Consider the following 24,955-nt stretch of genomic DNA (forward strand, 5'->3'; position numbering starts at 1 on the left):
TCTGCCTGTTTGGTGCGCGGGCGCTCGCCCCATACGGGGAATTGAGCTCCCGACGTATGGCCGCGGCACCGGGCACCCGGTGCACTGAGGGCCCACCGGTCAACGCACCGAGGCTCCACCGGTCATCGGGAGGCTTTTTTTGGCACTCATGGAGTGGACGAAGTCAATGGAGTGGCTGGCCGCGGCGTCGGAGGACCCCGGCGCCTGCAAGGAGGAGTGGCAGAACGGCACCACCGGGGTCGCGCTGCTCGCTGCCGGACGGTTCTGGGACGTGCTGATCGTGCCGGAACAGCTCGGGCTGCGCGTCACCGACCTCCTGGAGGAGCTGCCGCTGCTCGAGCCGGGGCCCTGCCTGCTGGACGCCCGCCGCCGAACCGTGGGCTTCTTACTGCCCCCGGAACCGCAGTCGGTATGGATCGGCACCGGCGTGCGGCTGCTCGGCGCGGGGACGTGGATCACCGCTCCCGCCCCGCACTGCCGCTGGGGCGCGCTGCGCTGGCTCGTCCCGCCGGACGGCAGCGGGACCCTGACCATGCCCGACGTCCTGGAGGTGGCCCTGCAGCGCTGCGCGGGCGAACTGTCCCGCCTCCAGGGCAACCCCGCGCCTTCCGGGCACAGCCGGACGGCACCGGAGGACGGGCAGGCCGACGGCGCGCAGATGGTGCGCCAGTGCGCGGCACGGGGGTACACGCAGCCCTGACCGACGCCGGCTCCCCTCGACGACCTGCTCCGGCCTCCGTAGACCTCTCCGGCCTCCGTAGTGCGCACGCCGATGGCGATGTTCTCGCGGTCGCCGCAACCAGCACCTCATCCACAACCTCACGCAGGCCCTGGCGTCACTTCGGACGACTTCGGGCGGGGAAACCCGACACGCCAGGGGTCCACTCCATTGGAGGAGAGAAGGGCTGATCAGGCCGGGTACGCGGGGCCGAGTCCTAGCCTGCGAAGGACGCGCAGAAAGTCCTCAGGCAAAGGAGCCGGCCCCGTGGCAGCCGAACTCAAGCATGACGTCTTTCGATTTGTTGCCCTTCGTCCGCCCGTACTTCCCGACGCGACCGATCCCGTCGCCTACGTCATCCGGGACGGCCGCCTGCCCGGCGACACCGCCGTCGGGCAGGTCGTCGAGGAGATGACCGGCGGAGGAGGCGGGGAGGGGCAGGCGCGGGCGGCACTCGGTGGTCCCTCGCACGGGGAGTTCGCCCAGCGGCTCCAGGAGTACGTGCAGGCGCGCGGGCTGGAGCCGGAGCTGCCGGCAGGAGAGGTCGCCGATCAACTGCGCTCCGTGGGACGTGCGTTGCGGGACGCCATCGACGCGCGCGAGCCGGGGCAGGTGGCGGCGCGGGTGCGGGAGGTGCTCGGGCGGGAGCCCACGGAGTTCCTCGCCGACGAGCAGGTCATCCGGGTCCGGGACGAGGTGTGGGACCGGCTGCAGAGCTTCTACCTGCTGGGGCGGCAGGATCCGCGCAGTGTTGACGAGCTGGTCGGCGCGTTGCGGGCGCTGCGGCTCGTCGAACTGATCGCCGCCGAGGTGGCCGTCGCGGAACTGGCCACGCTGCGCCGGGTCGCCGAGACCACCCTGGTGCTGCCCGGCCTCGGCGTCGAGGCCGAGCCCCAGCCCGTCGTGCCCACCCCCCGTTCCGAGGCGCAGCAGGCCGCCGACGCCGCGAAGGCGGAGCGGTACACGGCGCAATGGACGGAGTTTCTGGAGCTCAGTGCCGCCGCCAAGACTCTGCGCGAGACGCGGTTCGACGTCACTGTCCAGCAGGGCAGGCACCAGAACGCCCTCGGCGGCACGCTGCCGCCGCCGCTCGGCGGCTCCGGCAACCGGGAGACGGAGACGGTACGCCGCACCCTGCCCACCGAGACCGTCGCGAACCTCCCCGAGGCCGCCAGGCGCGTCGTCGCGTCGCTGCCGCTCGGGCAGTCGCTCTCCGACAAGCCGCTGGTGATCGAGGCGTTGCAGAACCGGCTCGGCGCCGTCACCGACCGGATCGTCAGCTCCAACGACCCGATTCTGTTCGAGACCATGCCGCCGGCCGCCGCCGCGCTGCCCGGTATGCAGTCCCTTGGCCTGAAGTACCAGCCCGAGGCTTCACCGGAGGTCGAGTACGAGCCCCCGACGCTGCCGTTCCCCTGGGTGGTGCGCCCGGTCATCCGGCCGCTGGGGATCGGCGATCTCAAGGTGGTCAAGCAGAAGCTGCTGCGCTACGTCGCGGGCGAGGTGGCCCACATCGAGAACGTCCTCGACGGCGAGAAGAAGGAGCGCACGCACCGCCGCCTCGACCGCACCGAGCAGACCTTCACCGTCGAGACCGAGACGGTCGAGGAGACCGAGCGGGACAACCAGACCACCGACCGCTTCGAGCTGAAGAAGGAGTCGGAGAAGACCATCAAGGAGGACATGAGCGTCGACGCCGGCATCACCGTCTCGGCGTCCTACGGCCCGGTCGAGCTCGGCGCGTACGGGAACTTCGCGTACAGCCAGTCCACCACCGAGACCATCAAGAACAGCCTGAACTTCGCGCGGGACGTGGTCGACCGTTCGCTCACGAAGATCCAGAAGCGGGCCCGCGAGGAGCGGGTGACGAAGACGCTGAAGGAGATCGAAGAGTCCAACATCCACGGGATCGACAACAGCCCGGCCGGCGGCGGGCACGTCACCGGCATCTACCGGTGGGTGGACAAGCACTACGAGGCCCAGGTCTACAACTACGGCCGCCGGATGATGTTCGAGTTCGTCGTGCCCGAGCCCGCCGCGTACTACTACTTCTCCCAGGAGAACGACCCGGCGAACAAGCTCGACATCCGCAAGCCGGAGGACCTCGGCCTGCTCTCCCACTCGGACGTGCAGTACTGGAACTTCGGCAACTACGTCCGTGCCTACAACGTGCAGGGCATCACCCCGCCGCCGCCGCACTGGAAGGTCATGACCGCCGCCTTCGAGCAGAGCGGCATGCAGGACAACCAGACCAGCTCCAAGGCTTCGAAGGACTTGATCGTCCCCGACGGCTACGTGGCACGCAGCTGGGGCTACAACTACTCGGGCTGGGTGGGCAGCAACAAGCTGTTCACGATCCATGTGGGGCTGGAGGAGAACGACCCGAACGGCACGTACGACCTCAACGGCGAGGACTCGGTCGTCCCGATCAGCATCGTCACCCATGACGTCCGCGCGTACGCCGTCAACGTCGAGGTGTTCTGCGAACGCACCGACCGCGCCTACGAGATCTGGCAGATCCAGACCTTCGAGAAGATCGTCGCCGCGTACGAGGCGGCCCGGGCGGCCTACGAGGACAAGGTGAAGGCCGCCGAGGTCGCCCGCGGCATCGTGATCGAAGGCCGCAACCCCGGGATCAACCTCCAGATCATCCGCAACGAGCTCAAGAAGCAGTCGATCACTCTCTTCACCGGTGAGGACTTCTCCTCCTTCGACAGCGTCAGCGGTACGCCGCCGACCGTCGACCTCAACGAGGCGGCCGACGAGGCCAGGTTCATCCAGTTCTTCGAGCAGGCCTTCGAGTGGGAGCAGATGACGTACCTCTTCTACCCGTACTTCTGGTCGCGCCCCAGTACCTGGAACAAGCGCCTGGCCTTCAACGACCAGGACCCGCACTTCAATCAGTTCCTGCAAGCCGGCGCCGCCCGCGTGGTGGTGCCCGTACGCAACGCGTACAACGACGCGCTCCTGCACTATGTGGAAACCGGCGCCCTGTGGAACGGCGGCACTCCCCCGCACCTCGACGACCCGATGTTCGTGTCCATCGTCGAGGAACTCAAGGCCCGGACCGATGACCTGGAGGGCGCGACGCCCGAGGGCGACCCGTGGAAGGTAGTGGTCCCGACCACCCTCGTGTACCTCCAGGCGGACGCCACCCTCCCCGACTACACCGCGCCGTAGGCGGACGGGCATGGGCGATCTGCACCGGCACGCCGAGATCTTCCGCCACGTCCACCGGACGGTGGCTCCGCTGCGGCCCGACGAGGACTGGATCTGCCTGGAGTTCGGCAACTACCTCACCGACATCAGCCAGTTCCGCGACCCGTTCGCCAATATGCTCGCCAAACGGGCCGTGTGGGGGCAGGGGCTGGGGTCCTTCGGGCTGTTCGCCCTCGTGCCCGTCATCGGCACCCTGGTGTCCGAGGCCATCCTCAACTGGGCCGTCGATCTCGACGAATGGATCGACCGGATGTTCGGCGTGCACGAGCCCGCCGAGAAGCGCCACGGCAAGCTCGCGGCGTACTTCAAGGACGTCTTCGAAGGGGTCACCCATCTCGTCTTCGCCGACGACGTGAAGGAAGCGGCGGTCTGGCACCCCCTCCTCGCCCCCGCCCTCGGTGACATCGAACGGCTGCCGTCGGCCGAGGTGACCCGCCTCTACCGTGCCTTGTTCACCCAGTACTACCCGCACGAGCACACCGACTTCCCGCCGTACGTCCTCTACGGCGAAAGCCGGGTCAACCACCGGCTGTACCGCAAGGGACCCCACGGCCTCTCCGCCTACCTGGAGGAGTACACCGACTACCTCTCCGAATCTTTGAGCAAGCTGGAGGTCGAGTGGAAGGAGGCGTCCCGGGCCGCCAAAGGGGACCCGCGCCGGCATGACGTCCTGGCCCGGCTCGGCAAGGCCCTGCACGGTGTGGAGGACTACTACTTCCACTCCAACCACCTCGAACTGCACCTGTGGAACGAACTCCGCCGCGGCCGCCCCAAGGGCGAGACCGAGGAGGAGTACCGGCGCTGGTTCGCCGCGAACGTGGCTTCGCACTGGCTGCCGCCCGAGCGGAGCAGCGCTCCCGAACCGGGCGCCGCGGAGGACCGGCCCAGCCGCGCCCACCAGGTACGGGCACATCTGCGGCGCCTGCGATACCCGCTCTACCGGCCGGTCAACACCCTGGACCCGGAGAAGTCCGAGCCGGCCACCGGCATCCTCTTCACGGCGGGATTCGACAAGAAGGACCTCTTCCACACCCTCTCCCTGGCTCTGGAGAGCATGGAAGGCGCGCTGGCCCGGATGGAGCACCTCTTCGTCCGCCTCCCCGAGGACATGCAGACGACGCACGGCTCCAAACGCCCGACCCGGCTGCACGACTCCGAACTCGTCCTGCTGCGCGTGCTGTTCAACAAGGAGGAGCGGTCCCGGATGGGCCGGGACGAGGACTACCTGAGGAATCGGCTGGCCATCCACGTCAAACAGCTCGGCGACGGCCTGTACGAAAAGGGGATCGCGCATCTGCACGGCAGCGGCTACCTCAACGACGCGGCCCGTGACTCCTGGCTGCGCGCCATCGCCACCGACCGTGAGATGGAGGACTTCGGCGATCTCACTCCGGGGGTCAGCGGGTTCCTGATCAATCTGCTCGCCCAGGGCCAGCAGGAACTGGAACGCAGCCGCCGGCTCAGCCGGCAGTTCGACACCGCCCGGGACTTCGGCCCGGGAAACTCCCTGGACACCCGGTCGGACAACGGCGCCAGCGGTGAGCACATCGGCACCCACACCCTGATGTCCAAGGACACCGCGAAAAGCCTGCCCGTCCACGAGGAGACCCGCCGGCTGGCCCGGTTCGCGTCGATGGCCGTCGCCCGTCACCTGGTGACGGAGGTCAACACGAACCCGAGCACGGCCGGCGGGCTCGACTGGGACCGCATCCTCCGTCACTACCTGAGGTTCCCGTCCGCCGGCGCCGCCATGTGGGAGTCACAAGTGCTCGCCCACGTACGGCGCACGGGCGCGGACCCGACGTACGACGACATCCCGGACAAGGTCGTCCAGCCCCAGGTACAGGGGCCGGACGCGGCACTGCGGCTGGCCGCGCGCCGCAAGGGCACCCTGCGTTCGGAACTCGAGAAGCGCTACCACGACCTGGAGAAAAGGGTCGACCAGTTCCAGCTGCTGCTCAGATTCTGACCAACCGAGGTCTTGCAGGAGCCGACGGCTGCGGGATCACCCCCCTGTGCTCTCGGTCCGGCGCGCGATGCCCTCGAAGGCGTCGAGTGTCTTCCGGTCGGCTACGGAGCCCGGCTGCCCAGCGGCCTGCCGGGGCGCGCATCATCAAAGGAGGGGAGACCATCGACGAGGAGTTGCGATGAGGTTGTCGTTCCTTGACCCCCTCTACGCGGAGCCGGGCCCGTTCGCCTCCGTGTACCTGGACACCTCCCGTAACGTCGCCCATCCCGAGCGGACGATCGCGCTGCGCTGGCGGCGACTGCGCGAGAGTCTGTCCCGTCAGGGCTCGGACCGGGCGCTGCTGAACGTACTGGAGGAGGTGGTCGGCGCCGACACGGAGGTGCCGGGGGTGCACGGTCAGGCCGTCTTCGCCACCCACGGCACGGTCGTCCTGGCCGGGGAGCTGCCCAGGCCGCCCGAGCACGACTCCGCGCGCTACAGCACCCTGCCGCACGCGATACCCCTGGTCACCCAGCACCTTCCGGAGATCCCCTACATGGCCGTAGTCGTCCACTACGGCGGCCTTCCGACCGCCGAGACCCACGGCTGGGTGACTCTGGAGGCGGAAACCGGCACCTGGCCCGCGTCCACCGTCACCCCGGGTGAGCGGCTGCACAGCAGGGTCGCGGTGGCGACCTGGCACCGCACCTGCCTCCGGCTCGGCCACCGGCTGGACGAATGGGCGCGGCGCGCCCATGCCGACGCCGTCGTCGTGGGCGGGGACGAGTGGGCGGGCAACGTACTGATCCGCCGCCTGCCGCACACCCTGCGGGACAAGGTCGTACGCGTGGGCGGCCGGACCCCCACCGACACCGGACGTGCCCTGTTGGAGCAGCAGCTCGATGGCGTCTTCCGCGGCCGCATGGCCGCGCACGACCGGGAACTCGTGGACATCTTCATCGGCCGGCGTGCCCTGGCCGGACCCATGACGGAGGGGCTGGCCGCCACCGTCGCCGCCCTCCAGCGTGGCCAGGTCGCGGCACTGCTGCTGAACCGGCCACCAGGGTCTTCGCTGCAGCTCTGGGCGGGCTCCCGGCCCACTCAGCTCGCCCTGACCGAGGCGGAGCTGATGTCCTTCGGCGTGCGGGCCCCGCGCGAGGAACGCGCCGACGAGGCCCTCGTCCGGGCCCTCGTCGGCACCGGTGCCGAGCTGGTCGTCGTACCGGAGAGCGAGCTGAGGCTGTACGAGGGCGTGGGCGCCCTGCTGCGGTACACCGACCCGGGGACCCCGTCCTGACGCCGACGCTGCGCCACGACGAGCAGAGCTGGAACGGGGGGGGCAATGGCGGGCTGCACGGAGTGGGTTCGACGGACTTCCGAGACCAGCACCAGGGCCACGGTCACGGCACCGTGGCCGGTGCCGGCCCGTACACGGCCGAGCACGGCATCCCAGCTCCCCCCGCTGGTGCGGGGGTCAACTGCACGCTATCCGTGCGCAGTTAAGCGACTGCAAATGACGTATAAAGCACGCACGGGTGCGCGGCCCCGCGTTTCAGCGGATGGCGGGGATGACGCCGGCGGCCTCCAAGCGTGCCGGATCCGCCCGGAGTATGGCCTCGTGGGCGAGGCGCAGGGTGGGCCCCGGCTCGACGCCGAGCTCCTCTCTGATCATCCGGCGGGCGCCGCGGTACGTCTCCAGCGCGTCCCCCTGACGGCCCGCGCGGTACAGGGCGACCATCAACTGGCGGTAGAAGGGCTCCCGCAGCGGATGCCTGACGAGGAGGCCCTTCAGGTCCTCGATCACCTCGTGATGGCAACCGAGTGCCAGCGTGGAGTCAATGCTCAGCTCGGTGCAATTCAGCCGCTTTTCCTCGTGCACGGCCGCGAACGATTCAATGTCCAACGACCCTTGAATTCCCTCCAGAATAGGTCCACGCCACAGCGAAGACGCCCTGCGGAGAAGTTCGGAGGCATGCAGGAAATCGGCCGCGCCGTATCGTTCTCGGCCACGAGTGTAGAGCACTTCGAATTCTTGGAAATCTGTTGTGGCGCCGCTCACATCAAGGATGTATCCCGGCGATGTCGTGACGATCGGAGACGTTCCTCTGGGTCCGTTGAGGATTTTCCGTAACTGTGAGACGTACACGCGCAAACTCGCCAAGGCACAGCGCGGCGGACCCTGCTCCCAGAGTTCCGCCACGAGCTTCTCCCCCGGTACGGTCTTGCCCGCCCTGATCAGCAGCAGGGCGAGCAGTTTGGTGAGCTTGGGCTGCTCGGGCGTCAGGTCGACTCCGCCACGAGTGACCCGCAGCCGCCCCAGCAGCTCGTAGCGGAGCCCAAGGTCGGCCTGTAAACAGGGCACGGACACGACAACCCCCCGAATGCGCGAAACGCATTCAATTAAGATTCCGGTTCCCCCGCTCGACCCCAGGCATGGGGCCCCATATGGACAGCAGTTTCCTGCTGTGCCATGCAGCATATGCGAGGTCGTTGCATGTTGCCAGCACGTTCCGTTACACAGCCATTAAGGAGAATGAAAATCTGATGGCCCGGATACGGGCGGCCGGAGAAATATCCACCGCCACCTACCGGTGGCCGAACGACATTCAGCCAAGAGCCCGGCCCGCCGGTGAGCGGGCCGGGCTGTCCGGGCCTAGAGCATGCTCGCGTCTGCGCCGCCGGTCGGGCGGCCGCCGGTCAGGCCGCCGCCGGCCGGTCCTCCCCGAGTGTCTCCAGCAGCCAGGAGAAGAGCCGCTCGTGGAACAGCCGCATCGCACCCGAGTGGCAGTGCGCCCCACCCCCTTCGTCGGCCGTGAACACATGCAACGTCTTGGGCGAGTTGAGCCCTGTGTACACCTTCTTCGCGTGCTCCAGACCGGCGAAGAACAAGTCCTCCTCCGCGTCGAGGACGAGCACGGGGCTGCGCACTTGGCCGATCACCTCCGACAGACCGAACGCGGTCAGCCTGCGCAGCAGTTGGGACGGGGTGTCGACGCCGAAGGTCCACAGCGTCTGCCGCAGCAGCCAGCGGGTGAAGGTCTGCCGGGCGGCGATCCCCCACATCACCGGGTCGGCGAAGTCGTCGCATCCCTGCTCGACCCATTCCAGGACAAACGGCGGCAGCCCCACGACGTCGCCCAGCTGCCAGACCGCGTCATGGGCGACGCAGCCGGCCAGCCGGTGCTCGAACGCCGCGGCCCGCACCGCGAGCAGGCCGCCGAGGCTGGTGCCCATCAGCGTCAGACGGTCGGGGTCCACGCCGGGCAGGGACAGTGCGTGGTCCACGACCGGCGTGACCACCTTCTCCCAGTCGGGGCGGAAGACCAGCCCCTGCTCGCGCAGGACCGACCCCTGCCCGGGCCCCTCGAAGCACAGACAGTGGTACCCGCGGGCGAGGGCCGCCGCCGCCACGAAGAAGTAGCCCTCCTCGACGGTGGAGTCGAGGCCGCCGTGGTGGATGATGGTCGGCCTGGGCTCGCCCGAGTCGTCCGCCCGGTAGAAGTAGGCGGGCAGTGACGTGTCCTCGTAGGGGATGCGGACGAACTCGGGCGGCCGGTCCATGAGTTCGGCCGCGTCGGCGAAGGTCTCCCGGGACAGCCGCATCAGTCGCAGGGCCTCCGGGTCCCGTGGTTGTTCGCGCTGGAAGAACTCGGCGGTCCGGTAATAGTTGTGCGCCCGCAGCAGGGCGGAGCGGGCGTCGACGGTGCGGCCCTCGTCGCGGGCTGCGGTGCCCAGCCGGTGGACGCGTTCGGCGAGAGTGGCCCACGCCTGCCGCCAGGCTTCGGTGTCGCCGTCGGGGATCTGTGCGGCGACTGCGATGACCTCGCCGAGCTGCGCACCGCCGTAATCGGCGTAACCGGCGGTGCGCAGCGCCTGGTAGTCGAAGGCCGGGTCGTCGAAGAGGAACTTCATAACTGCGGCTCCTGTGGTGGTGGGAGGTGATCCGGTGCCGTGCCGGGGCCTGTCCCGGCACGGGTGGTGCGGGTTCCGTTCAGAAACGTGTCGACGATCGACTCGGCGAACGCCACTGATTCCACAGGGCGTTGACGAAGGATCAGCCGAGCGGCCATCGGACCGGTGAGCAGTTCGACCGCGTCGTTCAGGTCGAGGTCGGCGCGCAGCTCACCGCTCGCGACGCCGTCCCGCAGCGCCCGCAGCATGGCTTCGCGTCGTGCGGCGACGACGGTGTCCTCGAACCTCTCGACCAGCTGCGGGCGGCGCACCGCCTCACCGAGCAGGCTGCCGATCAGGCGGTGCAGGTTGGTGTCCTGGCCGCGGTGGCGCAGCTGGTCCACCAGGGCCACCAGCTGGTCCCGCAGGCCGAGTCCTTCCAGCGGCGGCACGGGGAGATCGAGGGTGCTCAGCGCGGCCAGCACCAGCTCCTCCTTGTTGCGCCAGCGGCGGTAGATGGTGGCCCGGGCGACACCGGCGCGTTGGGCGACCAGGTCCATGGACAGGTCGCCGAAGCTGCATCCCTCGCTGAGCAGGCCGAGCGTGCTGTCCAGGATCGCCCGGTCGGCGGCGGGGTCGCGCTGGCGGCCGCCCCGGGGAGTTTGTCCCGGGGCGGCCGCCGGACGTTCGACGTGTGGCGGCATGCGGTTCAGACCTCCGTGGTGTGGACCTCTTTGTCGGCGGTGGGCTCTTCGGCGCCGGGCGTCCCGGCTGCCGTACGGGAGGGCAGGAGCAGCAGGCAGACGAGGGCGCCGAGGAAGGTGACGCCGGCGGCGACGAGGGCCGTGAGGTGCATCGCGGACACGAACGCGTCGACGGCGCGGGCCGCGAGCGCGGAGCCGGGCGCCCCCAGCTTCTCCGCGGCGGTGAGGGTGGCCGCGACGGACTCCCGCGCCGTGTCGCGGACCGGGGCGGGCAGCGGCGTCAGATGGTCCTCGACCCGGGAGCGGTAGGCGACGGAGAGCACCGAGCCGAGGACCGCGACGCCGAGGGCGCCGCCCACCTGTCGGAAGGTGGTGCTGACCGCCGCTCCGGTACCCGCGCGGTCCCGGGCCACGGCGGACATCGCGGCGGATGTCGCGGGGGGCATGACGCAGGCGATGCCGATGCCCATGACGAAGAGGACGGACTCGATGACCCAGACCTCGGTGTGTTCGTCAATGGTGGCCACGGCGAGGAAGGCGAGCGAGGCGAGCAGCATGCCGCCGGCACACACCGGCCGGACCCCCACGCGCTTGGCGGCGAGCGTGGCCGGCGGCGAGAACGCCAACTGGGCCACGGCCAGGGGCAGCAGCAGGCAGCCGGCCTCCAGCGGGGTCCAACCACGGACGCTCTGCAGGTAGAAGACCAGGAAGAAGGTGGCGCCGAGCAGGGCGAAGAAGACCAGGCCGATCACGGTCACGGCGGCGGAGAAGCGGCGGTTGTGGAAGAGGGCGAGGTCCAGCGCGGGGCGCGCGCTGCGGCGTTCCCAGAGAGTGAAGAGAGCCAGGACGGCGAGGCCGCCGAGCATCGGCCCCCAGACCGTGGCGTCCGCCCAGTCGTCCGACTCGCCGCCCTTGATCACGCCGTACACCAGGACGGTCAGGCCGGCCACGGAGAGGACGACGCCGAGGGGGTCGAAGCCGGTGCGCTCGGGATCGCGGGACTCGGGTACGACGAGCAGGGTGGCGACGGCGCCGATCACGACGATGGGCAGGTTGATCAGGAACACCGAGCCCCACCAGAACCGTTCGAGCAGGGCACCGCCGGTGATGGGCCCCAGCGCGACGGCGAGTCCGGCGGCGCCCGCCCAGACGCCGATGGCCTTGGCGCGTTCGGCGGGCGGGAAGACGGCCATGATGATCGCGAGGGTGGCGGGCAGTACGAGGGCGCCGCCGACGCCCAGCCCGGCCCGGGCGACGATCAGTTCGCCGGCGCTGTGGGCGTAGGCGGACCACAGGGAACAGCCGCCAAAGACGACGAGTCCGGCGAGCAGCGTGCGTTTGCGGCCGCAGCGGTCGGCGAGGACGCCGGTGGTGAAGAGCAGGGCGGCGAAGACGAGGGTGTAGGAGTCGATCGACCACTGCAGCTCGCTCTGCGTGGCCCCGAGGCCGACGGGTGCCGGCTCAGCGAGTGTCTTCAGGGCCACGTTCAGGATCGAGGTGTCCAGGACGACGAGGAGGAGGCTCACCAGCAGGACCGCGAGGACGCGCCACCGGTGCGGGTGCGCGGTCTGCGGGGTGTGCTCGGCGAACTTGAGGCGGGGCTGAGATGTCACGGATTCCGCTCCTCGAAAGGAAGAGGGGTGCGTGAGCCGAGTGCCGTTCTACTGCCGTGTGTTGTCGACGCTAGACCTGGCGGGCAATCGAGTCAACGGTGTATCGAAACATCGTTGACTCGATTGCCGACTCCCCGCTGGGGCGCACTTCCGCGAGCCGTCACGGGCCGTCCGGGCCGGCGCACTGCCGAGCAACCAGCCGTTCATCCCGGCAATTGGCGAGCTACCGCCCATCCGGGGCCGGCGCGCGGCCGAACAACCGCCGTGCGGGCCCGGGCGCCCTGACAGTCGGCCACCGCCTTTCGATCCCGGACCGTTGCCGAAGGACCGTCGTACGGTGAGGCGCGCAGTCGGCCTACCCGCCTTCCGGGCCCAGCGCGCCGGCGACCACAAAGCGGCCCGCGACCTGGTCGCAGCGCAGGTGCCAGCCTCCTGCCGTCCCGTCCAACCGCCAGCCGCCGTCCCGCGGTTCGGGCCGGGGGCGCAGGCGGGAGAAGTCGTGCGCCAGGCCTACGCCGAGTGCCTTCGTGTAGGCCTCCTTCAGCGTCCACAGGCGTACCAGCCTCAGGTTCCGCTCGGCCGGCGGCAGCCCGCACAGTTCCGCCAGTTCTTCCGGGTGGCAGAACTTCTCGGCGAGTCCGGGTGCCAGCAGGGGGCGGTCCGAGGCCTCGACGTCCACGCCGATCCGGCGGCCGCGGGCGACCCCGACCACCAGCATCCCGGCCGTGTGGCTGATGCCCACATCCAGTCCGGCGGGCCGGTGCAGGACCGGGCGCCCGTGGCCGTCACGGCCCACGACCACCCGGTCCGGTGCGGTGCCCGCCACGACGGCCACCGCGTGGCGCAGCAGCAACCGGGAGCCCAGAAGCCTTGCCCGTACGAGGGGTTCGCGCGCCGTCCGGTAGCGCGGCCAGTCCGGGCCGAGCACCTCACGCACGGCCGACTCCGTCTCCCCTCCGCTTCCCCAGTCGTCCAGCCGGCCGTGGCAGACCGCGTATCCGTGCCGCAGCACGGCCTCATGGACCGCGCGCCAGCCCACCGCGGCCAGAGGGTCAACAGGGAGCGGTCTCCCGTCAGTTGGGGAACCTCCGGGAAGCGGCTCCCCTTCAGGTAACGAGCCCCCGGGGGCCGCCCCCTCGAATGCCGCGTCCGAACCCACCATCGCCGTCTCCTTCGCCGCCTCGGTAGGCACTGCGTGCCAGCACCGACTGTGCCAGTTCGCGCACCCACCGTTGTATCGGCTCGGACAGCGACCGTCCCGAGGACCCCAAACCCGTGACGTGCGCGCCAATTTCCGCTTTACGTCTCCTTTTCGCGGCACCTCAAGGCTGATGTCACCGGGTGGCACGCGGTGCCTCCCCAAGGTTCCACACCGCACCAGTACCCACCGCGGAAAGGACAGCCTGTGCCTCACCAGCCTGACTCCCGAACCTTGACGGACGCCGTACGGGCCGGCGTGGAACGCCATCCCGACCGTGCCGCCTTCGTGTACCTGCACGAGGACGGCCTGGGGATGAGGCCCGAGGAGCTCAGTTACGCCGAACTGGACCGGCGGGCCCGCGTCGTGGCCGCCCGGCTGCGCCAAGCGTCCAAGGGCGACCCTTCTCGCCCGGTCCTGCTGCTCTACCCGCCGACCCTGGACTTCGTCACAGCCTTCCTGGGCTGCTTCTACGCCGGCCGTACGGCCATTCCGGCCCCACTGCCCGACGAGCCCGGCGAACGGCTGGCCCGGGTCAGCGGCATCCTGCGGGACGCCAAGGTGGGAGCGGTCCTGACCCTCCCCCAGTACCGGCAGGCCATCAGCGCCTGGCTGGCCGCCTCGGGGGAGCAGGACGTGGTGTGCCTGTCAACCGGCGCCGACGAGGACGACGGCACCGATCCCGACCTGTGGACCCCGCCCCGGGTACGCGGCACCGACGTGGCCTTCCTCCAGTACAGCTCCGGCTCCACCAGCGAGCCCAAGGGCGTGATGGTCACGCACACCAATCTCGCCGCCAACCAGGAGGCCATCCGTTCCGCCATGAAGACGCCGCAGGGTGTCGTGGCGGGCAGCTGGCTGCCGCTCTACCACGACATGGGGCTCATCGGCATGACGCTGCAGCCGCTGTGGGTGGGAGGCACCAGTGTGCAGATGTCACCGATCTCGTTCATCAAACAGCCGGGGCGCTGGCTGCGCATGATCCACGACTACCGGGTGGAGGGCACCGCCTCGCCCAACTTCGGCTACGAGCTGTGCGTCCGGCGCGTCTCCGAGGAGCAGTCGGCGGGGCTGGACCTGTCAAGCCTGCGGGTGGCGCTCAACGGGGCCGAGCCCGTGCGCGCCGACACCCTGCGCGCCTTCGTCCGGCGCTTCGCCGGCAACGGACTGCGCGCCGAGGCCGTGCTGCCCTGCTACGGCCTGGCCGAGAACACGCTGCTGGTCTCCGGCAACGACCCCGAGTCGCCGCACCTGGAACTCGCCGTCGACGCCCAGGCCCTGGAGCAGGACGAGCTGCGCCCCGCCCGCACCGACCGACCGAGCCGCACCCTGGTCAGCTGCGGCCGCCCGAAGGACACCGAAGTGCTGATCGTGGACCCGATGACCCTGCGGGGGCTGCCCGACGGCCAGGTCGGCGAAATCTGGCTGCGTGGACCGTCGGTGGCCGCCGGCTACTGGAACCGGAGCGAGCTCACCGCCGAGACCTTCCGGGCGGTGACGGCGGACGGCCGGGCGGGCTGCTTGCGCACCGGCGACCTCGGGGCGCTGCGCGACGGGGAGCTCTATGTCACCGGGCGGATCAAGGAGATGCTCATCCAGCACGGCCGCAACCTCTACCCGCAGGACATCGAGCAGGCCGTTCAGGAGTCCGGGGACGCGTTCCGGCGTGGCGGCGGCGCGGTGTTCAGCGTCACCGACGAGGCGTCCGAACGAGCCCACGTGGTCGTGGTGCAGGAGCTCAAGGCCTGGGCGACCAGCGACGAGGAGGCCCTGGCCCGCCTCGCCGCCTCCGTGCAGGCGCTGCTCAGCCGCCAGTTCCAGCTGCCCGCGGTGAGCGTGGTGCTCGTACGGCCCGGGGTGATCCGCAAGACCACCAGCGGCAAGACGCAGCGCACGCTCATGCGGCGGCTCTTCCTCGACGGCGGCCTGCCCGTGCTGCACCAGCGCCTGGCACCCGCGGTCGTCGCCCTGCTGCCCGCCACGGACGCGGCACCCGAGCCCACCGCCGCCGTGTCTCCCCGCCCCTGAGATCCGCGTCCGAGATCCCGAGAGAGAAGTACGCCATGAGCATCGCCCCCGACACGCGTACCGCCACCCCCCAACCCCTGGACCGTCCCTTGCCGCAGGGGAACGCCCCCGACCTCGAGCTGTGGCTGACCGAACGGGTGGCCTTCCACCTGCACCGGGCGTGCGACGAGATCGACCCCGACACCCCGCTCGCCGACTACGGCATCGACTCGGTCGCGGCCATCAGCATCTGCGGCGAGATCGAACAGCACTACCGGCTCGCGGTCGCCCCCACCATCGCGTACGACTTCCCGACCGTCCACGCGATCACCGGTCACCTCGCCGAGCTCCTGGCCGACAAGGCGAAGCACGACGAGGAGCCCTCATGACCGAACGCGAACCCATCGCGGTCGTCGGCCTCGACTGCCGCTTCCCCGGCGCCCGCAACGCCCAGGAGTACTGGTCGCTCCTCATGGACGGACGCGACGGCACGGACCGTGTGCCCGAACAGCGCTGGGACGCCGACCGCTACTACGCCGCCGCGTCGGCCGCCCCGCAGAGCGCCCGCGAGGCCCGGCCGCGGGGCCGCAGCAACTCGGTGCGCGGCGGCTTCATCGCCGACCCCGATGCCTTCGACCCCGGCTTCTTCGGGATCGCCCCGCGCGAGGCCACCGCCATGGACCCGCAGCAGCGGCTGCTGCTGCAGTGCTCGTGGCGGGCCATCGAGGACGCCGCGCTCGCTCCGCAGGACCTGGCCGGCACCGAGACAGGCGTGTTCGTCGGCGTGATGGCCAACGAGTGGGCGTACCTGCAACTCGCCGACTACGACCGGATCACCGCTCGTTACGGCTCGGGCAACGGCTACTTCATGGGCGCGAACCGCGTCTCGTACCACCTCGACCTCAAGGGCCCCAGCCTGGCGGTGGACACGGCCTGCTCCTCCTCGCTCGTCGCCGTCCACCTCGCGGTGAACGCGCTGCGCGCCAAGGAGTGCGACCACGCCCTCGCGGCCGGCACCAACCTGATCATGACCCCGGTCATCAACATCTTCTACGCCCAGGCCGGCCTCTCGGCACCGGACGGCCGCTGCAAGCCGTTCAGCGCCTCCGCCGACGGGATCGGACGGGCCGAGGGCGTCGCGGTGCTGGTACTGCGCAGACTGAGCGACGCCCTGGCGGACCGTCAGCCGGTGTACGCCGTGCTGAAGGAGACCGGGATCAACCAGGACGGGCGCAGCAACGGCATCACGGCGCCCAACCGCTGGGCGCAGCAGCGGCTCATCGAGTCCGTGTGGCGGCGGGCCGGCGTCACCGCCGATGACATCCGCTTCGTGGAGGCGCACGGCACCGGGACGCTGCTGGGCGACTTCATCGAGGCCCAGGCGCTCGGCGAGCTGACCAGTGGCCGCGGCAGTGGAAGCGTCGCGCTGGGCTCGGTCAAGAGCAATTTCGGGCACGCGGAGGGCGCGGCCGGGATCGCCGGGCTCATCAAGGCCGTCCTCGCACTGCACCACCGCACGGTGCCGCCGAGTCGGTTCGCCGACGACGAGAACCCGAAACTGGATCTGTCCGGGCGCCGGCTGTCCCTGCTGAGGTCGCCGCTCAAGCTACCGTCCGGCACCGTGCACGCCGCGGTGAGCAGTTTCGGCATGGGCGGCAGCAACGCGCACGCGGTGCTGGGCTCCGCGCCCCACGCGGTCCACCACAGCCGGCACGCGGCACCGGGCGTGTTCACCCTCTCCGCCCGCACCCCGGAGCGGCTGCGCGCGAATCTGCTGGCGCAGGCCGACGCCCTGTCCCGCCGTCCCGGGAGCCAGCTGGCGCAGCTGTGCTGGACCAGCAACCGCGTCAAGTCCCGGCTGCCGCACCGCGCGGCCGTGGCAGCGGGCGATCTGCCCACGCTGGTCGCCGGGTTACGGAAGGCCGCGGAGCGCGCCGAGGGGACCGCGCGGGTGGACGGCGGGCGGCGAGGGGTGCCGTCGGTGGCGTTCGCCTTCACGGGGCAGGGCGCCCAGCACCCTCGTATGACCGCGTCCTGGTACCGGTCGTGCCCCGCCTACGCGCGCCACCTCGACGAGATCGACACGCTGCTCGCCCCGCACACCGGAGTGTCCGTGCGCGACCAGGTGCTCGACGCGGACGCGGAGGTCCAGGGCGCGCGGCTGGCCCAGCCCGCGCTGTTCGCCGTGGAGTACGCGATGGCCGCCACCCTGACCGAGGCCGGGATCAGGCCGTCGTACGTGATCGGGCACAGCATCGGCGAGTTCGCCGCCGCGTGCGCGGCCGGGGCGCTGGACGTGGCGGACGCGGCGCGGCTGGTCGCCCGGCGCGGGGCGCTGATGGAGAAGCTGCCCAAGGACGGCGGGATGCTCTCGGTGAGCCTGGGCGCCACGGAGGTGGAACCGCTGCTGGTGGGGCGGGCGCGGCTGGGCGTGGCCGCGGTCAACGGCCGGCGCAGCACCGTGATCGCCGGGGACCTCGACGAACTGGCCGCGGTGGAGAAGGAGTTGGCCGAGCGCAAGGTGTCCGTCCGGCGGCTCACCGTCTCGCATGCCTTCCACTCGCCGCTGATGCGGCCCGTGGTCGAGGAGTTCCGCCGGGAGTGCGCGGACGTGTCCGACCGGCGGCCGGCGCTCCCGGTGTTCTCGACGGTGTACGGCCGTGAGTTGAGCGGCGAGGAGACCATGGACGCCGCGTACTGGGCGCGGCAGATCACCGAGCCGGTCCGGTTCGCCGAGGCCGCGGGCGCGCTCCTCGCCACCGGCGTCACCCATGTGGTGGAGATCGGCCCGCGCGCGGTGCTCACCCCGCTTCTGTCGACGTTGCGGGCGGAAGGGGACCATGCCGTGAGTCTGCACAGCGCGCACCCGGGAGAGCACGCTCCCGGACACCGCCCCCAGGAGCTGTTCGGGGAGCTGTGGTGCGCCGGTCTCACGCCGGACTGGGACCTGCTGTACGACGCGGCGGACCGGGTGCCGCGCCGACTGCCGCCGTACCTGTTCGACGAGTCGTTCCGGTCCTGGCGCTCCGGTGCCGCCCCCGGACATCCGGAACCGTCCACGCCATCAGTCCCCCTTGGCGCGGACACCGCCGCGGTACCGAGTGGCGCGGACCGCGGGGAATCGTGCCCGCCGGCCCCGGCGGGGGCCCCGCCCGACCCCCTCGCCGTGCTGACACGCCGTCTGGTGTGCCGGGTCGGCGGGCACGACCCGCAGCACGTGCACGACCACGACCGGCTCCACGAGGACCTGGGCTTCGACTCGATCCGGGTCATGGAGCTGAAGACCCGAATCGAGGACGCACTGCCGCAGCTCGGGTCGCTCCCGATCGAGGATCTGCTCGCCAGCCTGCGCACGGTGGCCGACCTGGTCGCGTACCTGCGCGGCCAACTCCCCCACGGCTCCGCCACCCCCCTTCCCATGACCATGGAAGGAACACGTTGATGGCACCTCCCACCGCGTACCTGGCCTCGGTCGGCACCTGCCTGCCCGGGGACCCGGTGGACAACGCGACCCTGGCCAAACTCGTCGGCGTCGACGAGACATGGGCCGAGATGTTCACCGGCAACATCAGCCGGTACTTGGCCGTCGACCTGGCGACCGGCCAGATACGGCACAGCCTGGCCGACATCGCGACGACCGCGGCCGACCGGGCGCTGGCGGAGGCCGGCCTGGAGCCGGGGGACGTCGACTGCGTCGTACTGGGCACGGCCACCCCGGACCATCTGATGCCCGCCACGGTGAACCTGGTCGCGGACCGGCTCGGCGTCGACAACGTCCCCACGTACCAGCTCCAGTCCGGTTGCGCCGGTGCCGTACAGGCCCTGGACGTGGCCCGCACCCTGCTGCTGGCCGGACGCTGCACCACCGCGCTGGTGATCGGCGGTGACGTGTGTGCCAAGCATCTTCAGACGGACTTCGACCCCGGCAGCCGTACCTCCGCCGAACTCGTCAACTACGTGCTCTTCGGCGACGGGGCCGGCGCGGCCGTGCTCAGCACCGAGGCAAGGGGCCAGGGCATCGAGATCCGGCAGGTGCTCAACCGGCTGGTGGGCCTGGGCCGGGAGCCCGGCCAGGTCATCGACTGGTTCGGGCTCGGCGACCGGCACAGCGACCGCACGGCTGTCTTCGAGGACTACAAGGCGATCGAGGCGTCGGTGCCGGTCATGGCCGGGCAGATGTTCTGGGAGCTCCTGGACGACCTCGGCTGGAGCGCCGACGCAGTGGACTTCCTGCTGCCCCCACAGCTCTCCGGCCGGATGAGCGACCGCATCTCCGCGGGCATGCCCGCCCCGGAAGCCCGGCGTGTCAACGTGGTGCGCACCGTCGGGAACAACGGCAACGCCCTGCCGTTCCTCCAGCTCGCCGAGCTGCTGCGGCAGTGGGACGGCCCCGGGCGCGCGGTCGCGGTCGCCATCGAGTCCAGCAAGTGGATCAAGTCGGGTATCGCCCTGGAGCGTTCATGACCGAGACCGGGAACCGCACCTTCGGCGCCTCCGGCACCTGGCACGACCCCCAGGCTCTCGGCACCCTGCGCGCCCTGCATCGGGCGGGCACGCTCGCCACGGAGTACGGACGGGTACCGGCCCTGCTGGCACGCATGCCCGCGACCGACCTGCCGGCCGCGGGCCAGCTGCTGGCCCGGCTCGATGCGAAGGAGGTATGCCGCCACGCCGACGTGCCGGTGGTCACGGTCACCGTCACGGGCCACTCCACGGTAGCCCCCCTTGTGGCCCCCCTCACCGCCGAACTGGCCCGACACGGGCTGCTGTTGGAGGCGAGAGTCGCACCGTACGGTTCTTATCTGCAGGACCTGATGCGGCCCGCGGCGGCCGGCGAGGAGCAGCCGCAACTCACGCTGTGTCTGCTCGACGCGCACACGGTCTTCGACGACGTCACCGTGCCCTGGCGGGTCGAGGACGTCGAGGCAGCGGCACGGGCCCGGCTCTCGCTCGTCGCCGGCGCCGTGCGCACCCACCAGGAGGCCGGGCGTGGCCTGCTCGTCCTCAACACCGTGCCTCTGCACCGCCGTTACACCCACCAGCTGGTCGACCTGCGCTCCCGCGCCCGGCTCGGCGCGGTGTGGCGGGACTTCAACCTCGGTCTGCTGTCCCTCGCCGAGCAGCACCCCGGGGTGGTCGTCGTGGACCTCGATCCGCTGGTGGCCGAGGGCGTTCCCGCGTGCGATCCACGCACCGCGCAGTACGCCCGCGCCCGGCTGTCCGACGCGCTGCTCGCCGCCTACGCCCGGGAGGCCGCCCACGTCGTCCGCGCGCGCCTGGGCCGCACCCGCAAGTGTCTGGTGCTGGACCTGGACGGCACGCTGTGGGGAGGGGTGCTCGGCGAGGACGGGCCCGGCGGCGTCGACCTCGGCTCCGGCCTGCGGGGCGAGGCCTTCCAGGAGTTCCAGCGGGTGCTCGGGCAACTCGGCGCGCAGGGCGTGCTGCTGGCGGTGAGCAGCAAGAACGACACCGACGCGGTGCGCGAGATGCTGCGCACCCATCCGGCCATGGTGCTGCGTGAGGACGACTTCGTCCGCGTCAACGCCAACTGGAAGGCGAAGCACGACAATCTCCGCGACATCGCCGACCGGCTCGGGCTCGGCCTGGACAGCTTCGTCTTCGTCGACGACAGCCTCTTCGAGTGCGGGCTGGTCGCCGAGCAGCTGCCCGAGGTCGCCGTCGTCCGGGTCGACGAGGAGCCCGCCCTGCACCCCTCGGCGCTGCTGGCCGACGGCTGGTTCGACCTGTTCGAGCTCACCGAGGCCGACCGGGAACGGGCCGGCCGCTACCGCACCGAGGCCCTGCGGCAGGAATTCCGCGAGGACTTCGGTTCCTACCAGGACTATCTCGAAGGACTCGGGCTGGAGGTCCTCCTGCGGCCGCCGGAGGAGTCGGAGATCGCCCGGGTCTCCCAGCTCACGCTGCGCACCAACCAGTTCCACCTGGCCACCGAACGCCTTCAGGTCCCGCAGGTGTCGGCGCGGATGGAGCGCCCGGGGCTGCACGTGATCGCGGTGCGGGCGCGCGACCGGTTCGGCGACCACGGCCTGGTCGGCGCCCTGTTCCTGCGGCGCGACGCGGAGGTGCTGCGCATCGACAACTTCGTCCTCAGCTGCCGGGTGTTCTCCCGGGGCATCGAGAGCGCCTGCGTGACGGCGGTGCTGGAGTTCGCCCGTGACACCGGCGCGGGCGCCGTGACGGGCCGCTATCGGCCCACGCCCCGCAACTCCGCGTTCGCCTCCTTCTATGCCGAGCACGGCTTCGCCGTCACCGGCACCGATCCGGACCACCCCGACGCCGTCACCCTGCGGCACGACCTCGGCGACATCACCCCTGCCCCCGCCCATCTGCGGCTGCAAGCCGCGTTCGGGCCGTTCGACGGAGACTCCGCATGACCACTGCCCTCGCCGACACCGAAGAGTTCCGCACGCTCCTGGAGGAGGAACTCGGCCTGCAGGTCCGGGCCGAGGATCTCGACCGCCCCCTGGACGACTTCCCCGACTGGGACTCGGTGCTGCTGCTGCGGCTGGTGACCGTCGTGGAGAACCTCGTCGGCCGGCCCATCCCAGTGGTCGACCTGCTGGAGGCGAGGACCTTCCGGCAGATGTACGAAGTGGTGGCGGGCCGGTGACCACCCCCCAGGTCGATCCCGCACTCGTATCCGCCGAACCCGGAACCTGCCTGCACTTCCGCGCCCTGTTCCTCGACACCCAGCTGGACCTCGTCCTGTCCCCCGGCTTCGGCAGGCGGATGCGGGCCGGACTCGCCCGCCTCGTCACCGGCGGTGGGAACGGGCCGGGGACCGGCGGCGCGTCCGAGGTCCCGGCGCGTGTCCCGGAAGAGGCACGTGTCCCCGAAGAGAAAGGAACGGCCCGGTGATCCCCGTAGCCGAGTTGCGCAGGTTCGCCCTTCCCCACGCGTACGCCCAGGGCATCCCCGCAGATGTCGTCCACCGGGTGATGCGGAACCTCGATGAGGACGCCAAGGGCGAAGGCCCCGGCGTCTGGACCCACGAGTGGTCGTCGCTCGCGAAGGCGGCCGAGGCACGCGGCCGCGATCTGGACGCGGTTCGCTACTACACGATGGCCCGCTTCCCGTACGTCGACGGGCCGAGCCGGCAGGCGGCACAGAGCGCCGGTGTGGAGGCCTTCGACCGCTGGCGCAAACGCGTCCGCGGCATCTCCCGGCTCGATCTGCCCTTCGACGGGGCGGGCTTCGCCTGCTGGGCCGCCGGGCTGTCCCAGCGCAGCAGGCTCCCGCTCATCCTCGTTCTGGGCGGCGTCACCAGTACGAAGGAGCAGTGGGCTCCGGTGCTGGCCGGAGCCGACCGGCTCGGCGCGGCCGTCGTGGTCACGGAACTGCCAGGCGTCGGCGAGAACACCCTCACCTACGGATCGGACAGCACGCGCATGCTCACGTATCTCCTCGACCTGCTCGGCCGTGCCGCCGACGCCTCCCGTACCTGTGTCGTGGGCCTGAGCTTCGGCGGGCATCTCGCCCTGCGACACGCGCTGGAGGACGATCGCATCCGGGGACTGGCGACCGCCGGGGCCCCGGTGCGCGACTTCTTCACCCGCGCCGCGCACCTCACACCGCTGCCCCGCCTGATGACGCTGACCCTGTCCCATGTGATGCGGACGCCGGTGGACCGGCTCCCGGCCGCCCTCGCCGACTGGGGCGTCGACGAGGAGGGGCTGACCCGACTGCGCACCCCGGTCGCGTACGCGGCGAGCCGCGACGACGAGGTCGCGCCGCCGTCCGACGTCCGGTTGCTGGAGCAGACCGTGCCGCACCTGCGCCTGGTCGAGAACGACGCCCTCGGCGGCCGGCCCGACCAGGCCGCCGAGACCCGGCTGTGGCTGCTGTCGCAGGCGCTGCGCATGGCCGGCACGGCGAGCGGCATCCGCCGGGCCGCCTCGGCCCGGGCCCGGGTCCTGCGCACACGCCGCCGCCTCGCCCGTACATCGCCCGGAGCCCCTGCATGACCACGACGGCTCCGACGTCCTGCCTCGGCCGGGCGCCCCGCGAGGGCGCCCGGCTCAGGCTGTTCTGCTTCCACCACGCGGGCGGCGGCGCCTCGTTCTTCAGCTCGTGGCCCGGTCGCCTTCCGTTCGACGTCGACGTCCTGCCGGTGCAGTTGCCGGGCCGCGAGGCGCGCTACCGCGAGCCCCGCTTCCAGGACGCCGGCGAGGTCGTCGAGGCCCTCGGGCGCGAACTCGCGCCTCGGCTCGACGAGGGGCCCTGGGCCGCCTACGGCCACAGCATGGGCGCGATGGTGGCCTTCGCGCTGACGGCGGCCCGGCTGCGCGCGGGCGGCCGCCCTCCCGAGGCCCTGTTCCTCGGGGCGTACGCGGCGCCGTACGTGTCGCCGTCGCTGCCGCCGCCCGACCGGTACGACGACCACGAACTGGCCCGTCTCCTGGTGGACTTCGGCGGGCTGAGTCCGCGGTTCCTCGGACGGGACGACTGGCTGCGGGTGCTGCTGCCCATCCTCCGCGACGACCTGCGGGTCTGCGCGACCCACCACCGGGCGGGACTGCCGGACCCGGACGACGAACGGGCCCGGCTGCCGCTCCACGTCGAGGCTTTCGCGGGCGTCGACGACCCGCTCGTCACCCCGGGCGCGGTGCGGGCCTGGGGGAGGTACGTGAACAGCTTCCGCATGACCACCGTCCCCGGCGGTCACTTCTTTCCGCGCCAGGCACCCGATCCGTTCTTCGACCGGCTCAGCCCTTCGCTGGCCCGGCTTCTCGCGGGACTGGGCGGACCACCTTCGGCACCCGGTTGATGCGTCGTTGGATGTCGTCGGCGTTCTTCTCGTACAGCCTGGGCTGCTCCTGGACGCCCGGCATGACCCACAGCGGGCGTGACGAGGCGTCGGCGAAGCGGAGTCCGAGGGTGTCGGGCCGCAGTCCGGTCAGGGTGAGCGCGAAGGGTTCCAGGTAGTCGATGCCGGCGTCCGAAGTGAGCCGGAACGGCCGGTCGTGGCCCGGGTAGACCACGTCGGACACGGTAAGGACCCGTTCGATGCTGCGGGCGGCCTGGTCGGCGTCCCAGAAGACCAGGGGGTTGCGTTTGGTGAGGGCGACGTACGCGAAGTGCAGGGCGTCGCCGGTGATGGTGGCGCGCCCCCGCTCGGTCTGCACGACCACGCCGATGCTGCCGGGCGAGTGGCCGGGCAGGCCGATGACGTCCACGCCCGGGATGATCTCCTCCCCGTCCGTGACCTCGCGGACGGGGAGTTGTTCGAGGAGCAGCCCCGTCCAGGCGGGCGTGGCCCAGTCGTTGGCGTGCGGGGTGTGCGCGTACCGGCGCTCGTCGGGGTGGAGGACGAGGGTGGCCTGCGGGAACAGGTCGATGTTCTGGACGTGGTCCCAGTGGGCGTGGGTGAGGACGACGGTGTCGATGTCCTCGGCGTCGAGGCCGTGTGCGGCGAGCGCGTTCCACAGGAAGGGGCGGCGGCCGACGTGGGCGGCGTCGACGAGGATGTTCCGGTGCCGTCCGGCGGCGTCCGGGCCGCGTACCAGGAACACCCCGCAGAAGGCGGGATAGCCCTGGTCGGTGTCGATGGCGAAGCCGGGCAGGAGGATGTCGATCGTCGGCATGGAACTCCCTTGGTCGGTGGGCGGGTTGCCCGCTTTCACTGGTCCTGCAGGG

19 protein-coding genes are annotated in these 24,955 nt (G+C 71.0%); 13 read left to right on the forward strand and 6 right to left on the reverse strand.

The features are described from left to right. Nucleotides 1-148 precede the first annotated feature (148 nt). From EJ357_RS48150 to EJ357_RS05845, 4 genes are all read left to right on the forward strand, one after another. Nucleotides 149-700, forward strand: coding sequence for a hypothetical protein (locus EJ357_RS48150; RefSeq protein WP_228472991.1), 552 nt, complete (start codon nucleotides 149-151; stop codon nucleotides 698-700). A gap of 285 nt (nucleotides 701-985) precedes the next feature. Continuing rightward, the gene (locus tag EJ357_RS05835) at nucleotides 986-3,898 is read left to right on the forward strand and encodes a hypothetical protein (RefSeq protein ID WP_126389275.1); all 2,913 of its coding nucleotides are present in this window, start codon (nucleotides 986-988) and stop codon (nucleotides 3,896-3,898) included. Nucleotides 3,899-3,908: 10 nt separating this feature from the next. After that, a complete protein-coding gene (locus tag EJ357_RS05840; RefSeq protein WP_126389277.1) occupies nucleotides 3,909-5,906 on the forward strand; it encodes a hypothetical protein in 1,998 nt (665 codons plus the stop codon). 178 nt (nucleotides 5,907-6,084) lie between these two features. Further along, complete coding sequence (locus tag EJ357_RS05845) at nucleotides 6,085-7,182, forward strand: baeRF2 domain-containing protein (protein ID WP_126389279.1); 1,098 nt, start codon at nucleotides 6,085-6,087, stop codon at nucleotides 7,180-7,182. A 255-nt stretch (nucleotides 7,183-7,437) separates the two neighbouring features. Here the strand turns inward: EJ357_RS05845 and EJ357_RS05850 are convergent, their stop codons facing one another. From EJ357_RS05850 to EJ357_RS48155, 5 genes are all read right to left on the reverse strand, one after another. Further along, nucleotides 7,438-8,253: an AfsR/SARP family transcriptional regulator gene (locus tag EJ357_RS05850; RefSeq protein ID WP_175647317.1), complete on the reverse strand. Its 816-nt coding sequence runs from the start codon at nucleotides 8,251-8,253 to the stop codon at nucleotides 7,438-7,440. Nucleotides 8,254-8,582: 329 nt separating this feature from the next. Next, nucleotides 8,583-9,797: an alpha/beta hydrolase family protein gene (locus EJ357_RS05855; protein ID WP_126389283.1), complete on the reverse strand. Its 1,215-nt coding sequence runs from the start codon at nucleotides 9,795-9,797 to the stop codon at nucleotides 8,583-8,585. Beyond that, complete coding sequence (locus EJ357_RS05860) at nucleotides 9,794-10,480, reverse strand: TetR/AcrR family transcriptional regulator (protein WP_126389285.1); 687 nt, start codon at nucleotides 10,478-10,480, stop codon at nucleotides 9,794-9,796. The genes EJ357_RS05855 and EJ357_RS05860 overlap by 4 nt, the downstream gene beginning before the upstream one ends. A 5-nt stretch (nucleotides 10,481-10,485) precedes the next feature. Continuing rightward, nucleotides 10,486-12,093 (reverse strand): DHA2 family efflux MFS transporter permease subunit, encoded by a 1,608-nt coding sequence (locus tag EJ357_RS05865; protein ID WP_126389286.1) that lies wholly within the window; start codon nucleotides 12,091-12,093, stop codon nucleotides 10,486-10,488. Nucleotides 12,094-12,448: 355 nt separating this feature from the next. Next, the gene (locus EJ357_RS48155) at nucleotides 12,449-13,132 is read right to left on the reverse strand and encodes a 4'-phosphopantetheinyl transferase family protein (RefSeq protein WP_175647318.1); all 684 of its coding nucleotides are present in this window, start codon (nucleotides 13,130-13,132) and stop codon (nucleotides 12,449-12,451) included. 366 nt (nucleotides 13,133-13,498) lie between these two features. Here EJ357_RS48155 and EJ357_RS05875 point away from each other — a divergent pair, with 366 nt between their 5' ends. Genes EJ357_RS05875 through EJ357_RS05915 form a run of 9 tightly spaced genes read left to right on the forward strand, consistent with a single transcriptional unit; the run spans nucleotide 13,499 to nucleotide 24,086 of the window. Continuing rightward, complete coding sequence (locus EJ357_RS05875; protein WP_228472992.1) at nucleotides 13,499-15,319, forward strand: fatty acyl-AMP ligase; 1,821 nt, start codon at nucleotides 13,499-13,501, stop codon at nucleotides 15,317-15,319. 35 nt (nucleotides 15,320-15,354) lie between these two features. Continuing rightward, on the forward strand, nucleotides 15,355-15,687 hold the full coding sequence (locus EJ357_RS05880) for an acyl carrier protein (protein WP_126389292.1): 333 nt from the start codon (nucleotides 15,355-15,357) through the stop codon (nucleotides 15,685-15,687). Then, nucleotides 15,684-18,740 carry a type I polyketide synthase gene (locus EJ357_RS05885; protein ID WP_126389294.1) on the forward strand — a complete coding sequence of 1,019 codons (3,057 nt, stop codon included), beginning with the start codon at nucleotides 15,684-15,686 and terminating at the stop codon, nucleotides 18,738-18,740. Before EJ357_RS05880 ends, EJ357_RS05885 begins: the two co-directional genes overlap by 4 nt. Continuing rightward, nucleotides 18,740-19,762, forward strand: coding sequence for a 3-oxoacyl-ACP synthase III family protein (locus tag EJ357_RS05890; RefSeq protein WP_126389296.1), 1,023 nt, complete (start codon nucleotides 18,740-18,742; stop codon nucleotides 19,760-19,762). Before EJ357_RS05885 ends, EJ357_RS05890 begins: the two co-directional genes overlap by 1 nt. Next, entirely contained in the window at nucleotides 19,759-21,693 is a 1,935-nt protein-coding gene (locus EJ357_RS05895; RefSeq protein WP_126389298.1) for an HAD-IIIC family phosphatase, read from the forward strand. The genes EJ357_RS05890 and EJ357_RS05895 overlap by 4 nt, the downstream gene beginning before the upstream one ends. Then, nucleotides 21,690-21,929 carry a phosphopantetheine-binding protein gene (locus EJ357_RS05900; RefSeq protein ID WP_126389300.1) on the forward strand — a complete coding sequence of 80 codons (240 nt, stop codon included), beginning with the start codon at nucleotides 21,690-21,692 and terminating at the stop codon, nucleotides 21,927-21,929. Before EJ357_RS05895 ends, EJ357_RS05900 begins: the two co-directional genes overlap by 4 nt. Beyond that, a complete protein-coding gene (locus EJ357_RS05905; protein WP_126389302.1) occupies nucleotides 21,926-22,177 on the forward strand; it encodes a hypothetical protein in 252 nt (83 codons plus the stop codon). The genes EJ357_RS05900 and EJ357_RS05905 overlap by 4 nt, the downstream gene beginning before the upstream one ends. Continuing rightward, complete coding sequence (locus EJ357_RS05910; RefSeq protein ID WP_126389304.1) at nucleotides 22,174-23,283, forward strand: alpha/beta fold hydrolase; 1,110 nt, start codon at nucleotides 22,174-22,176, stop codon at nucleotides 23,281-23,283. The genes EJ357_RS05905 and EJ357_RS05910 overlap by 4 nt, the downstream gene beginning before the upstream one ends. Next, entirely contained in the window at nucleotides 23,280-24,086 is an 807-nt protein-coding gene (locus EJ357_RS05915; protein WP_126389306.1) for a thioesterase II family protein, read from the forward strand. The genes EJ357_RS05910 and EJ357_RS05915 overlap by 4 nt, the downstream gene beginning before the upstream one ends. On the opposite strand, the gene EJ357_RS05920 is transcribed toward EJ357_RS05915, so the two are convergent. Continuing rightward, a complete protein-coding gene (locus tag EJ357_RS05920) occupies nucleotides 24,025-24,903 on the reverse strand; it encodes an MBL fold metallo-hydrolase (protein WP_126389308.1) in 879 nt (292 codons plus the stop codon). The genes EJ357_RS05915 and EJ357_RS05920 overlap by 62 nt on opposite strands. Nucleotides 24,904-24,955: the final 52 nt, after the last annotated feature.

The organism is Streptomyces cyaneochromogenes (assembly GCF_003963535.1).
Taxonomy (GTDB): domain Bacteria; phylum Actinomycetota; class Actinomycetes; order Streptomycetales; family Streptomycetaceae; genus Streptomyces; species Streptomyces shaanxiensis.